The organism is Nocardia sp. bgisy134 (genome assembly GCF_965341865.1).
In the GTDB taxonomy this organism is placed as follows: domain Bacteria; phylum Actinomycetota; class Actinomycetes; order Mycobacteriales; family Mycobacteriaceae; genus Nocardia.
Window position 1 is genome coordinate 154,402 of record NZ_CBDQZP010000011.1, and the last position, 13,293, is coordinate 167,694.

13 protein-coding genes are annotated in these 13,293 nt (G+C 69.2%); 9 read left to right on the forward strand and 4 right to left on the reverse strand.

The window, feature by feature from the left end; genetic code table 11:
- The first annotated feature begins 49 nt into the window (after positions 1-49).
- Both ACRWNM_RS20690 and ACRWNM_RS20695 read left to right on the forward strand, forming a co-directional pair.
- Positions 50-1,144 (forward strand): LLM class flavin-dependent oxidoreductase, encoded by a 1,095-nt coding sequence (locus ACRWNM_RS20690; protein WP_431969689.1) that lies wholly within the window; start codon positions 50-52, stop codon positions 1,142-1,144.
- 177 nt (positions 1,145-1,321) lie between these two features.
- The gene (locus tag ACRWNM_RS20695; RefSeq protein ID WP_431969690.1) at positions 1,322-1,870 is read left to right on the forward strand and encodes a YceI family protein; all 549 of its coding nucleotides are present in this window, start codon (positions 1,322-1,324) and stop codon (positions 1,868-1,870) included.
- A 112-nt stretch (positions 1,871-1,982) separates the two neighbouring features.
- Here the strand turns inward: ACRWNM_RS20695 and ACRWNM_RS20700 are convergent, their stop codons facing one another.
- Positions 1,983-2,855, reverse strand: coding sequence for a hypothetical protein (locus tag ACRWNM_RS20700; RefSeq protein WP_431969691.1), 873 nt, complete (start codon positions 2,853-2,855; stop codon positions 1,983-1,985).
- A 644-nt stretch (positions 2,856-3,499) separates the two neighbouring features.
- On the opposite strand from ACRWNM_RS20700, the gene ACRWNM_RS20705 reads away from it, so the two are divergent.
- From ACRWNM_RS20705 to ACRWNM_RS20730, 6 genes are read left to right on the forward strand one after another with little or no spacing between them, the layout of a single operon-like run.
- Positions 3,500-4,879 (forward strand): ATP-binding protein, encoded by a 1,380-nt coding sequence (locus tag ACRWNM_RS20705; protein ID WP_431969692.1) that lies wholly within the window; start codon positions 3,500-3,502, stop codon positions 4,877-4,879.
- Positions 4,879-5,310 carry a roadblock/LC7 domain-containing protein gene (locus ACRWNM_RS20710; RefSeq protein ID WP_431969693.1) on the forward strand — a complete coding sequence of 144 codons (432 nt, stop codon included), beginning with the start codon at positions 4,879-4,881 and terminating at the stop codon, positions 5,308-5,310. The genes ACRWNM_RS20705 and ACRWNM_RS20710 overlap by 1 nt, the downstream gene beginning before the upstream one ends.
- Positions 5,307-5,657, forward strand: a complete 351-nt coding sequence (locus ACRWNM_RS20715) for a DUF742 domain-containing protein (RefSeq protein WP_431969694.1) — start codon at positions 5,307-5,309, stop codon at positions 5,655-5,657. The genes ACRWNM_RS20710 and ACRWNM_RS20715 overlap by 4 nt, the downstream gene beginning before the upstream one ends.
- The gene (locus tag ACRWNM_RS20720; RefSeq protein ID WP_431969695.1) at positions 5,632-6,237 is read left to right on the forward strand and encodes a GTP-binding protein; all 606 of its coding nucleotides are present in this window, start codon (positions 5,632-5,634) and stop codon (positions 6,235-6,237) included. The genes ACRWNM_RS20715 and ACRWNM_RS20720 overlap by 26 nt, the downstream gene beginning before the upstream one ends.
- Positions 6,234-7,490 carry a cytochrome P450 gene (locus tag ACRWNM_RS20725; protein ID WP_431969696.1) on the forward strand — a complete coding sequence of 419 codons (1,257 nt, stop codon included), beginning with the start codon at positions 6,234-6,236 and terminating at the stop codon, positions 7,488-7,490. Before ACRWNM_RS20720 ends, ACRWNM_RS20725 begins: the two co-directional genes overlap by 4 nt.
- Before the next feature lie 14 nt (positions 7,491-7,504).
- Positions 7,505-8,731: a cytochrome P450 family protein gene (locus tag ACRWNM_RS20730; protein ID WP_431969697.1), complete on the forward strand. Its 1,227-nt coding sequence runs from the start codon at positions 7,505-7,507 to the stop codon at positions 8,729-8,731.
- A gap of 45 nt (positions 8,732-8,776) precedes the next feature.
- Here ACRWNM_RS20730 and ACRWNM_RS20735 read toward each other — a convergent pair whose 3' ends face one another.
- The 3 genes from ACRWNM_RS20735 to ACRWNM_RS20745 all read right to left on the reverse strand — a co-directional run bounded on the left by ACRWNM_RS20735 (position 8,777) and on the right by ACRWNM_RS20745 (position 11,577).
- Positions 8,777-9,160, reverse strand: coding sequence for a DUF1304 domain-containing protein (locus tag ACRWNM_RS20735; protein WP_431969698.1), 384 nt, complete (start codon positions 9,158-9,160; stop codon positions 8,777-8,779).
- 129 nt (positions 9,161-9,289) lie between these two features.
- Positions 9,290-10,807, reverse strand: coding sequence for a glycerol kinase GlpK (gene glpK / locus ACRWNM_RS20740; RefSeq protein ID WP_431969699.1), 1,518 nt, complete (start codon positions 10,805-10,807; stop codon positions 9,290-9,292).
- Positions 10,804-11,577, reverse strand: coding sequence for an IclR family transcriptional regulator (locus ACRWNM_RS20745; RefSeq protein ID WP_431969700.1), 774 nt, complete (start codon positions 11,575-11,577; stop codon positions 10,804-10,806). Before ACRWNM_RS20745 ends, glpK (ACRWNM_RS20740) begins: the two co-directional genes overlap by 4 nt.
- Positions 11,578-11,717: 140 nt before the next feature.
- Between ACRWNM_RS20745 and glpK (ACRWNM_RS20750) the strand changes: the two genes are divergently transcribed.
- On the forward strand, positions 11,718-13,232 hold the full coding sequence (glpK, locus tag ACRWNM_RS20750; RefSeq protein WP_431969701.1) for a glycerol kinase GlpK: 1,515 nt from the start codon (positions 11,718-11,720) through the stop codon (positions 13,230-13,232).
- The last annotated feature ends 61 nt before the right edge of the window (positions 13,233-13,293 follow it).

Consider the following 13,293-nt stretch of genomic DNA (forward strand, 5'->3'; position numbering starts at 1 on the left):
TCCGGTTACTATGGTTGCCAAGTCAACCAAATGAGCTCGAGGAGGCCTCGTGCAGTTCGGAATCTTCACCGTCGGTGACGTCACCGCGGATCCCACGAACGGCCGCACCCCCAGCGAGGCCGAGCGGATCAAGGCGATGGTGACGATCGCGCAGAAGGCCGAGGAGGTGGGACTCGACGTGTTCGCCACGGGCGAGCACCACAACCCGCCGTTCGTGCCGTCCTCACCGACCACCATGCTCGGCTACATCGCCGGGCGCACCGACCGCATCCAGCTGTCCACCGCCACCACGCTGATCACCACCAACGACCCCGTCAAGATCGCCGAAGACTTCGCGATGCTGCAGCACCTCGCCGACGGACGGGTCGACCTGATGCTCGGCCGCGGCAACACCGGACCCGTCTACCCCTGGTTCGGCAAGGACATTCGCGACGGCATCGCGCTCGCGATCGAGAACTATCATCTGCTGCACCGGCTCTGGCGCGAGGACGTGGTGGACTGGGAGGGCAAGTTCCGTACGCCGCTGCAATCCTTCACCGCCACGCCGCGCCCGCTCGACGATGTGCCGCCGTTCGTCTGGCACGGATCCATCCGCAGCCCCGAGATCGCCGAACAGGCCGCCTATTACGGCGACGGCTTCTTCGCCAACAACATCTTCTGGCCCAAGGAGCACTTCCAGCGGCTGATCGAGCTGTACCGCCGCCGCTACGAGCACTACGGGCACGGCGCCGCCGACCAGGCGATCGTCGGTCTGGGCGGACAGGTGTTCCTGCGCAAGAACTCCCAGGACGCGGTGCGGGAGTTCCGCCCGTACTTCGACAACGCGCCGGTCTACGGTCACGGTCCCTCGCTGGAGGAGTTCACCGAGCAGACCCCGCTCACCGTCGGCAGCCCGCAGCAGGTCATCGACAAGACGCTGACCTTCCGCGAGCACTTCGGCGACTACCAGCGCCAGCTCTTCCTGATCGATCACGCCGGGCTGCCGCTGAAAACCGTGCTGGAGCAACTGGATCTGCTCGGCGAGGAGGTGGTTCCGGTGCTGCGCGAGGAGTTCGCCGCCCGCCGTCCCGCCCACGTGCCCGACGGGCCGACGCACGCGTCGTTGCTGGCCGCGCGCACCGCGGCGCAGGAGGTGATCTCGTGACGACCGATCCGTATCGCGACACGACGCCGTTCGAGGACCTGCTTGCGGGACGTCTGCCGAGCTGACGGGGGATAGTCGTTGCGCACCGGCCCGGTGCGCAAGAACAGGGCGGCGCCGAGGATGTCGCGCCCGATCATCGTAGTAATTGAAAGTTCTACCAACTCCAAGGAGTGCACCATGACCACCGGAATCGCCAAGGGACTGACCGCGGGCACCTGGGTCGTCGACCCCGCCCACTCGACCGTCGGCTTCTCGGTACGCCACCTGATGGTGAGCAAGGTCCGCGGCCGGTTCACCGACTTCGGCGCCACGCTCGTCATCGCCGAGGACGGCACCGCGTCGGCCGAGGCCGAGATCCGGGTGAACTCGCTGACCACCGACAACGAGCAGCGCGACGCCCACCTGCGCACCGCCGACTTCTTCCACGCCGAACAGTTCCCGGTGATGACCTTCAAGTCGACCGGATTCCGGGCGAGCGGTGCGGAATTCGTCGTCGACGGCGAGTTCACCGTGCGCGGGAACACCAAGCCGGTCTCGCTGAAGGTCGAATTCCTCGGCGTGAACGCGGGCATGGGCAACGGCCCGGTCGCCGGTTTCGAGGCCACGACCGTGGTCTCCCGTCGCGAGTTCGGCCTCGACATCGACATGCCGCTGCCGGATGGCGGCGCGGTCATCGGTGACAAGATCACCCTGACCCTGGAGATCGAGGCCGGCCTGCAGGGCTGAGGTCGGGCCCGGCCGAGGGGGATCGGGGCGCGCGCCATCTCGCGAGCGCGGCGCGCGGCCCGTCGATCGCCCTCGGCCGCCGAGCCGATCGGGTCCTTCGCCACGACGCGGATCAGATCGGATCGAATGCGCACAACCGCCAGGAGCCGCCGGACCAGTCGCGGTACTCGGCCCGGTAGCGGATGTCGGGGTGCCGCTGGTAGCGCACCGTGACCACGGCGCTCGCCGCGCTCGGCAGCATCGGATCGCCGAGCCATCGGAAACTCGTGATCTCCACGACCCGCCCGACACCGCGGGTCTCGGCGTCGGCGGCCATCGCCTGGCGCAGCCGTTCCCGCTCGTCGGCGGGAACGGCGAAATCGACGCGCTCGCCCAATTTCCCGCACGCGACGCCCCGCAGCGCCGCAGGATCGGCGGCCCCGAACGCGTGGACCGCCTTGCGTGTCGCCAGCCGGACCGCGTCCACGACCGGCGGAATCGGCCCGCCGCCAGTCGATTTCTCGGCCGCGCATGGCGTGGTCGCGACGACCGACAGATAGCGCTTGCCGTCGGTGTCGCGCACCTCGAAGCCGATCTCGAATCCCCTTCCGTCGCGCCGATACCCGCCGCGGCGGCCGGCGAGCGCCTTGTCGACGGGCGCGGTGAACCCACGCTCGGCCATCGACGTCAGTGCCGTTTCCGTCGCATCGACCAGCTCCGGCGACGGGTCGGTGAAACGGTCGCCCGCCGACAGCTTCCACAGCGGGCCGACGGTTCGCGCCGACGCGTTGGTCGCGCACCCGTGTCGCGTCACCTCTGCCCCGTAGGAGCGGGCCGGATGGGGTGAGAGGGCGAGCAGGTTGTCGAACAGGGCGTATTCCGCCTGTTCGACGGTGAGACCCGTCGACTGCAGGATCTCGGCGTTGTCGGGGCCGCGGCGGTAAGGATCGCAGGCCGTCGCCAGAGCAGCCAGCGCGAGCGCGATCAGCAGTCGGCGGCACCTCATCGCCGGACACATCGGCGCGGGCCCGGCCTGCCGGACGCGGCGATTTCGTTGTCGGGCGTACGGGCGTCCACGGTGCTCGGTTCTGGATCCATGATTGCTTTCCCCCGGTTCGGTTGTGCTGGTCGGAGCGTTCGTCTACTCCGACGCAGCGGCGGTCCGCGCGGTTCCCCCGGCGGGCCGGAATTCACCGAACAGCGCGTGATTCCACCGGTCGATCTTTCCGGCGCAATGGCTCGTCTGCGGGCACAATCGGCTGCGCTACTTTCGTTTTTCGACGTCGGAAATCCATGCGCCCCCGAAAAATGAAGCCGGTCACCGGGATACGTCGAGACTTCGTTGAGATGCTGCTAGGGTGGGCGAGTCGTCGGGTTCGGGCTGGTCGGAGTCGCTTCGGTCAGCCGGCGGTCTATTCGCTGATCGCCTGTCCTGCAGGCACTGTGAGGTGTGCGGTGAGCCTCCGGTCGGTGTCTTCGGGGTGCCGGATCCACCGACGTGCAATGGATCCGATCGAGCGTCATGCGATCGGTGTCGTGAGGAATAAAGGTAAGACGGAGATCTGTAGTGACAGGGTGCTGGTTCAGGCGCGGACCGTAGCGGGGCGGGGCATCGGGGGAGGCACGATCCCGTGAACGACGAGAGAACTGATGAATCTGGATATCGCCGTACTTGTTCCATGGATCCTCGCCGCGCTGCTGATCGCCGCGGTCGTTTATCTGATCACCGCGCTACGCGGAGCGCAGGGCAAAGCCGAGTCCCTGCTGGAAGACCAGCGTAAACGCGACGAAGCGCTGGAGCGCTTCGCCGGACAGACGATCCCCTCGATCACCGACGCCGTCCGGCGCTTCGAAGCACCGACCGGAACGATCGAAGTGCCGACGGGACTGCAGAATTCGCGGCTGGCCCAGTGCCTGCAGTGGATCGGCGACCGCTACGCCGATGACCTGCGCCTGGTGCAGACCGAGGCGAGGGACCGGGCCATGCTCGAGGCCGACGCGCATGCCAGGCAGGCGATTCAGGCTGCCGAGGACGCGGTGCGCGCCGAGGTGGGTGGCGCCGCGCGCGACGCGACCAGCGGCGCGGTGCGCTCCTTCGGCACCTCGGTGGTGAGCCTCGGCGCCGACGCCAGCCAGGTGGTGAGCGCCGCGCTGCGCGCGCACCGCAACGACGACGTGTACGCCACCCTCACCCGCATCGACCACACGGTTCAGCAGATGATCCGCCAGGCGCAGTCCTACGTGATCGTGTGTGGCGGCCTGCCGGGCAGGCGCTGGCCCGCCCAGTCGCTCACCGACGTGGTCGGCGGCGCCACCGGCCGCGTGCGCGACTACCTGCGGGTGCGCACCACGCAGCTGGACCGCGTGGTCGTCAGCCGAGCGGTGGAACCGCTCGTGCACACCCTGGCCACCCTGCTCGACAACGCGCTGCGCTACTCGCCGCCGACCTCCTTCGTGGACATCAGCTTCCAGGAGGGGCACCACGGCGTCACCGTCATCATCGACGACGCGGGCGTGCGGATGAACGCCGAGCAGATGGAGGAGGCAAGGCAGGTGCTCGCCAGCGAGCGCCCGGTCGACATCCACCAGCTCGGTCCGTCGCCGAAGGTCGGTTTTCCCGGTGTGGCCGCGCTCGCGCGTCGCTACGGGTTCACGGTCTACATCGACGGGCCCAACGCCTACGGAGGCATGCGCGCGATGGTGTACATCCCCGAGGCCCTGCTCGCCGCGCCGAGCGGGAGCGACGCGACGGCCGTGGCCACCCCGGCCGTGGCTCCCGCGCCCGCGCCCGAACCGGCGCCCGCACCGCGCCAGGAAGAGCCGGAGGACACCCGGTTCGCGGTGCACGAGATCACCGAGGGCGGCCTGCCGAAGCGGCGCCGCCGCGAGGTGGCGCCCGCGATCGGAACGCGAGCCAGGAATTCCGGCTCCGAGCCCGCGCTCGGCAGGCCCGATATCGCCGCCGCATGGCACACCGGTTCCAAGAGCGGCCGCGCCGCCGCCGAACAGACGGAAGGGATGACTCCTTGATGGGCACACCGACTACCGCCATGGCCGATAGCAGCAACAAGCTCGGCTGGCTACTCGAGGATCTCAACATTCCAGGCGTCCGGTTCGCGGTACTGCTGTCCGACGACGGACTGCGCATCGCGCACTCGAAAGGCATCGCTCGCGACGACGCCGAACGTTTCTCCGCGGCCGCCTCGGGACTGCGGTCCCTGGGCAAGGCGCTCGGCGAGTTCTGCGGCGGTCTGGAAACGGGCTTGCGCCAGAACATGACCGAATACGACGACGGGATGATCTTCATCACCGCCGCGGGGGAGGGCGCGCTGCTCGGCGTCTCCACCACCGCGGACATCGACGTCAGCCTCATCGCGCACCGGATGAACGAGCTAGCCGGTCGCGTCGGGCACGAGCTCGGCAGCCAGTCTCGGCAGAGGACAGACAGCAGCTTGTCATGACCAGGTCCCGCCGCGACCCCGACCTAGTCAGGGCCTATGTCCGTACCGGCGGGCGTTCGCGTCCCACTCGCCAGCTGGATCTGGTCACGCTCGTGGTCGCGGCACTGGCGCCGCCGCCCGGCGCGGGCCCGGACGCCCGCCGCGTAATGAACCTGTGCAGCGGTCGCGGCGTCCTGTCCATCGCGGAGATCGCCGCGTACCTGGACCTGCCGCCGTCCGTGGTGAAGATCGTCGTAGCCGATCTCATGGACGGCGGCCATTTGACCACACCGACCCCGGCCGAGAACTTGCCGGAGATAGCCCTGTTGGAGGAGGTACTGAATGGGCTCCGCGCTCTCTCGGCCTGAACGTGTCGTCGACTATGTGCCGGAGACCGTGACCCGATCGGTCAAGCTACTGGTGGCAGGCAATTTCGGCGTCGGCAAGACCACGTTCGTCAGCAGTATCTCCGAGATCAAGCCGCTGCGCACCGAGGAGACCATCACCGAGGCCAGCATCGGCATCGACGACATGGCGGGCCTGCCGGGGAAGACGCAGACCACCGTCGCGATGGACTTCGGCCGCATCACGCTGAATCCGCAACTGGCCCTGTACCTTTTCGGCACGCCGGGTCAGCAGCGCTTCGTGCCGCTGTGGGAGGAACTGGCCCGCGGCGCGCTCGGCGCGCTGGTGCTGGTCGACACCCGGCGCATCGAGAAGGCCGACGAGGTGCTCTCGGTGCTGGAGGAGCGCGGCGTGCCGTATTCGGTGGCGGTCAATCAGTTCGAGGGCGCCAAGCAGTATCCGCTGGAGGAGGTCCGCGACGCGCTGGACCTCACCGAGGGCACGCCGCTGACGATGCTGGACGCACGACATCGCGGCACGTGCCTGCAATCGCTGATCACGCTCGTCGAATTCTTGTTCCACCGTTTGGAGTCCCGACTTTGACAACGCCACCGCACGCGCCGCCCGCCGGTGTCTGCCCCGTCCCGCACGGCTCGCCGATCGACACCAACGGTCCGCGAGTGCCGCTCTACACCGAGGAGTTCGCCGCCGACCCGCACCGCGCCTATCGGCAGATGCGCCGCCAGTACGGTTCGCTGGTGCCGGTCGAACTGTCGCCCGGCGTGCCCGCCACCCTGGTGATCGGCTATCACACCGCGCTACGAATCCTCAACGATCCGGAGCACTTTCCGGCCGACCCGCGCACCTGGCAGCAGAACGTGCCGGGCGAGTGCCCGATCCTGCCGATGCTGGAATGGCGGCCCAACGCTTTGCGCAGCGCGGGCCTCGAGCACCTGCGCTACCGGCAGGCCAACCTCGCCGCGGTCGCCGAGGTCGACCTGCACGCCATGCACGCGACCATCGAGCGGGTCGCGGTCCCGCTGATCAACGCCTTCTGCCAGGACGGCGCGGCCGATCTGATCAGTCAGTACGCCTTCCCGCTCGCCTTCGCCGTGCTCAACGAGATGCTCGGTTGCCCATCCGATATCGGCCAGCAGGTGGCCACCGGCATGGCGGCCATCTTCGAGGGCGTGAACGCCGACAAGGGCAACGCGATGCTCACCGACGCGCTGCTCGAGCTGACCACCCGCAAGCGCAAGGAGCCGGGCGACGACATCGTCTCCCGGCTGATCGGGCACGGGGCCGGACTGGACGACGTGGAGATGATCCACCAGCTGGTCACCCTGTACGGCGCGGGCATCGAGCCGGAACAGAACCTGATCGTGAACACGCTGCTGCTCATGCTCACCGACGACCGGTTCGCCGGAAACCTGTTGGGCGGCAGCCTGTCCACCCGCGACGCGCTGGACGAGGTGCTGTTCACCGACCCGCCGATGGCGAACTACTGCGTCTCGTACCCGAAGCAGCCCATCCTGATCGACGGCGCCTGGCTGCCCGCGCATCAGCCCGTGGTCATCAGCATGTCGGCCTGCAACAACGATCCGGCGATCGATGCGGGCGACTACACCGACAACCGTTCGCATCTGGCGTGGAGCGCAGGCCCGCACGCCTGCCCGGCGAAGTCGGCAGCGTACCTGATCGCGCAGGACGCCATCGATCAGCTGCTCGACGCACTGCCCGAGTTGCGGCTCGCGGTGCCCGTCGATCAATTGACCTGGCGGCCCGGGCCTTTCCATCGAGCTCTGGTGTCCCTTCCGGTCACCTTCCCGAAATCCCCCCCGCTGAACCTGTATTAAAGGAGAGTGCCCCGATGGACAGTCAGCCCCTTGTCCTCGACCCCACCGGTGCCGATATTCAGGGTGAGTCCGCGCGCCTGCGTGAACGCGGACCGGTCGTTCTCGTCGAGCTGCCGGGCGGTGTGCGTGCGTGGTCGGTGACCGATGCCGAACTGTTGAAGCAGCTGCTGGTCGATCCTCGAGTGTCCAAGGACGCGCGCCAGCACTGGCCCGCGTTCATCAACGGCGAGATTCCGCAGGACTGGCCGCTGTTCCTGTGGGTGGCGGTCAACAACATGTTCACCGCCTACGGCACCGACCACCGGCGACTACGCAAGCTGGTGGCGCCCGCGTTCACGCACCGCCGCACCGAGGCCATGCGCCCGCGCATCGAGGCGATCACCGCGGCCCTGCTCGACGAACTCGCCGCGGCCCCGGCCGGGGAGCCGGTGGATCTGCGCGAGGGCTTCGCGTATCCGCTGCCGATCCAGGTGATCTCGGAGCTGATGGGTGTGCCGGAGTCGCTGAACGCGGGACTGCGCACCTGTGTGGACGGCATCTTCGACACCTCGCTCACCCCCGAGCAGTCGCAGGCCAACTACATGGAGATGTACCGCATCCTCGGCGAGCTCGTCGCCTACCGGCGCGAGCATCCCGGCGACGACATGACCAGCCTGCTCATCTCGCACCACGACGAGGAGGACGGCGCCCAGCTCACCGATCAGGAGTTGATCGACACCCTGCTGCTGGTGATCAGCGCGGGCCACGAGACCACGGTGAACCTGCTGGACCAGGCAATTCACGCGCTGCTGACCCATCCCGAGCAGCGCGCCGAGTTGATCGAGGAGCGGGCCGCGTGGTCCGATCTGATCGAGGAGGCGCTGCGGTTCGAGGCTCCGGTCGCGCACCTGCCGCTGCGCTACGCGGTCGACGACATCGAACTCGACGGCGGCGGCCGCATCGCGAAGGGCGAGCCGATCCTGGCGTCCTACGTGGCCGCCAATCGCGACTCGAAGGTGCACGGCGACACCGCAGGCGAATTCGACGTCCACCGCGCCAACAAGGATCACCTCGCTTTCGGCTACGGTGCCCACCACTGCCTCGGGGCTCCGCTGGCGCGCATGGAGGCCGCCGTTTCGCTGCCCGCGATCTTCGCGCGGTTCCCGAACATGCGGCTGGCCGCCGAGCCGGAGGAACTCGGCACGGTGCCCAGCTTCATCTCCAACGGTCACCACCGCCTGCCGGTGTACCTGAACCCGTAATGAGTCGTCCGCGGGGGAGGGCCGCGCGAGCGACCCTCCCCGCGCTCAGATCTGGGACATCAGGCCCGCGAGCAGCGTGAGGGCGGGCAGTGTGCCCTGGATGAAGGCGGCCTTGACGAAACGCCGATCGGTCGCCACCAAGACGCCCGCGGCGGCGATCATCGACCCGCAACCGATCAGCAGCAGCGCCCAACCCGCCTGCGGAAGCGTGGGCAGCAGCAGCGCGCCGATCAACGTGCCGATCGCGAGGAACAGGTTGTACCAGCCCTGGTTGAAGGCCCAGGGCTGGACGGCCGCCAAGTCGTCACGCTCGACGTGGAACGTTGCCGCGTAGACCTTCGGCTCGGCGAATCGCAGCGATTCGAGCACGAAGACATAGCCGTGCAGCAGCGCCGCGAGCACAGCGAGTATCTGGACGACCGTGAGCAAGATGCCCCTCCTCGGTGGGCGCCGACGCGGCGACGCGGTGTACCGGACGAATTCGAGCTTTTGCTTCCAGCACCGTAGCGTCGGCGCGGCGAACGGCTCGCCGACGCGCCGTCGCGCCACGCGCGCGAATCACGCCTCGCCGGGCTCGTTCCAGTTGTAGGTGAGCTCGGCGGCACGAGACCAGCGGCGGTACTCCCGCTCCCTGCGCTGCTCCGGCATCGTCGGCAGCCACCGGCTCGCGGTGCTCCGATTGCGGCGCAGCCCAGTCATATCGGGCCACAGGCCGACCGCGAGGCCCGCGGCGTAGGCAGCGCCGAGCGAGACCGTCTCGGAGAACAGCGGCCGTTCCACCGGCACCCCGAGCGCGTCCGAGATCTGTTGCATGAGCAGGTTGTTGGAGGTCATGCCACCGTCGACGCGCAGTTCGGCGAGCGCGTAGCCGGTGTCGGCGTTCATCGCGTCGACCACCTCCCGTGTCTGCCACGCGGTGGCCTCGAGCACCGCGCGGGCGAGATGCCCCTTGGTGATGTAGGAAGTGAGCCCGGCGATCACTCCGCGCGCCTCGGACCGCCAGCGCGGCGCGAACAGGCCGGAGAAGGCGGGCACCACGTAGCAGCCACCATTGTCCTCGACGGTGCTTGCGAGAGTTTCGATTTCGGGTGCGGCCTCGATGAGCCCGAGCCGGTCGCGCAACCATTGCACCAGCGTCCCGGTGGCGGCCATCGAACCCTCCAGCGCGTACCGGGCGGGTTCGCCGCCGATCTGGAACGCCACCGTGGTGAGCAGTCCGTGGGTGGAGCGCACCGGCGTCGTGCCGGTGTTGGTGAGCAGGAAACTGCCGGTGCCGTAAGTGCATTTGGCCTCGCCCGCCGCGAAACAGGTCTGGCCGAACAGGGCCGCCTGCTGATCGCCGAGCGCGGCCGCGATCGGGATGCCAGCGGCGGTGCGGCCGTACACCTCGGCGTTGGACCGTATGTCGGGCAGCATCGCGCGCGGGATGTCGAAGAAGTCGAGCAGCCGGTCGTCCCAATCCAGGGTGCCGAGGTTCATCAGCATGGTGCGCCCGGCATTGGTCACATCGGTGACGTGCACGCCGCCGCGCGGACCGCCGGTGAGGTTCCAGATCAGCCAGCTGTCCATCGTGCCGAACAGCACCGCGCCACGCTCGGCGCGTTCCCGCAGCCGCTCGTCCCGGTCCAGCAGCCACCGGATGCGCGGCGCCGCAAAGTAACTCAGCAGCGGCAGGCCGCAGCGCCGGATCACCTCCTCGGCCTCGGGGCGGCGGGCGAGCCGGGCGACGAGTTCCTCGGTGCGGGTGTCCTGCCAGACGATCGCGTTGCCGATCGGTGCGCCGGTCTCGCGGTCCCACAGCACGGTGGTCTCGCGCTGGTTGGCGATGCCGATCGCCACCACTTGGTCGGCGGCCACGCCCGCCTTGGCGATGACCCGGTCGACCAGTGTCGCGACGTGGCGGCGGATCTCGGCGGCGTCGTGCTCGACCCGTCCGGCTGCCGGATACAGCTGCCGATGCTCGCGCTGGGCGATCGAAACCAGTTGTCCCGCTGCGTCGTACAGGATCGACCGGCTGGAGGTGGTGCCCTGGTCGATGGCCATCACATAGCGGCCGCGGCCGCGTTCGACGTTCATCGGCCCACTCGCGGCCGTTCGGCGCTCAGATCGCGGGAGACGGCGCCCGCGGTGGTGCGCACCAGCTCGACGAGCCGGGGCCGGACGCCGGGATCGGTGATCCGGTCGACGGCCCCCACCACGCCGAGCGCGCCCACCACGCGCCCACCCGCGTCGCGCAGCGGCGCCGCCACCGAGGCACGCTCGAAGGCGAACTCGGCGACGTCCTCGGCATAGCCCTGGGCGCGCACCCGCGCGATCTCGGCCTGCACCGCGCGCGGCGTCGTCACGGTGCGCCGGGTGTAGGCGGGCAGCGGCGCGCCCGCGACGCGTTCGGTCAGGCCGGGCGTGTAGGCGAGCAGCACCTTGCCGAGTGCGGTCGCGTGCAGGGGAAGTTCGATGCCGACGCGGAGGGTCTGCTCGGTGCCGTCGGGCCGGAACACGTGGTGCACGACCGACACGCCCTCGCCCCGCAGGGCTCCGATCCGCACCGATTCGCCGGAGCGCGCGGCCAGGGTGTCGGCCCAGTTCATCGCGTAGGAGCGCAACACGTTGGTGTCGAGCCGGGCGTCGGCGAGCCCGAGCGCAGTGGCGCCGATCAGGTACTTGCCGGTGCTGTCGTCCTGCTCGATGTAGCCGACGCGTTGCAAGGTGCGCAGCAGGCCGTGCGCCGTCGCCTTGGGCAGGCCGAGCGCGCCGGCGAGCTCGCCGACGCCGACGCCGAAGGGCGCCTCGGCCACCACGCGCAGGATGGCGGCGGCGCGTTCGATGGACTGGATCGGTCCCGGCACGGAGTCGACTCTACAGCCGAGGATCAGCAACGTTCGACAATGTCGAACGTGCCCCGTTGTCGCGGCACTGCCCCCTGCCTACCTTCGGCATGGCGCACCGGCTGCCACGCGCGCCGGGCAACGGACAAATGGAGAGACGCATGCCAGACCTCATCGGTGCGGTCGACCAGGGCACCACGAGCACCCGCTTCATGGTCTTCGACCACGCGGGCGCCGTCGTCGCCCAGCACCAGCTCGAACACGAGCAGATCCTGCCGCGTCCCGGCTGGGTCGAGCACAACCCGGTCGAGATCTGGGAGCGCACCTCGGCCGTCATCCAGACGGCGCTGAACTCGCACGGCCTGCGCGCCGCCGACCTGGCCGCGATCGGCGTGACCAACCAGCGTGAGACCACCGTTGTCTGGGACCGGCGCACCGGACGGCCGTACCACAACGCCATCGTCTGGCAGGACACCCGCACCGACCGGATCGCCGCCGAGCTGGAATCCCGTGCGGGCGAACTGATCCGGCAGCGCACCGGGCTGCCGCCCGCCACCTACTTCGCGGGCGGCAAGATCCGCTGGCTGCTGGAGAACGTCGACGGCCTGCGCGCCGCGGCCGAGCACGGCGAGGCGCTGTTCGGCACCATCGACTCCTGGCTGCTGTGGAATCTGACCGGCGGCGTGCACGGCGGCGTGCACGTCACCGACGTGACCAATGCCAGCCGCACCATGCTGATGGACCTGGAAACCCTGGACTGGGACGACGAACTGCTGGCCCTGTTCGACATTCCGCGCGCGATGCTGCCGACCATCCGGCCCTCCGCCGTGCCCGAGGGCTACGGTCGCGCCACCGCGCGCGGCCCACTGGCAGGCGAGGTTCCGGTCGCGGCGGCCGTCGGCGATCAGCAGGCGGCGATGATCGGGCAGGTGTGCCTGTCCGCGGGCGAGGCCAAGAACACCTACGGCACCGGCAATTTCCTCCTGCTCAACACCGGGGGCACGCCGGTGCGGTCGAAGAACGGGCTGCTCACCACGGTCTGCTATCAGTTCGCCGGACAGGACCCGGTGTACGCGCTGGAGGGCTCCATCGCTGTCACCGGCTCGGCGGTGCAGTGGCTGCGCGACCAGCTCGGCATCATCCAGGGCGCCTCGCAGAGCGAGACTTTGGCGGGCGAGGTCGCCGACAACGGCGGCGTGTACTTCGTCCCGGCGTTCTCCGGACTGTTCGCGCCGCACTGGCGCTCCGACGCACGCGGCGCGATCGTCGGGCTGACCAGGTACGCCACCAACGCGCACATCGCGCGGGCCACCCTCGAGGCGATCTGCTACCAGACCCGCGACGTCGCCGACGCGATGTTCAAGGACTCCGGGGTGGCGCTGGAGGTCCTCAAGGTGGACGGCGGAGTCACCGCCAACAACCTCTGCATGCAGATCCAGGCCGACGTGCTCGGCGTGCCGGTGAGCCGTCCGGTGGTGTCGGAGACCACCGCGCTCGGCGCCGCCTACGCCGCGGGCCTCGCCGTCGGATTCTGGGGCGGCACCGACGAATTGCGACAGAACTGGCGCGAATCCGCGCGCTGGCGACCGGAGTGGACCGAGGAACAGCGGGCCGCCGGATACGAGGGCTGGCAGAAGGCCATCGGCCGCACCCTCGACTGGGCGCCGACGCGATGAGCGGCACCACTCACCGACCACTTGCGCACGCGCGCACCACTTTTCGAACACAGAAGGAGAC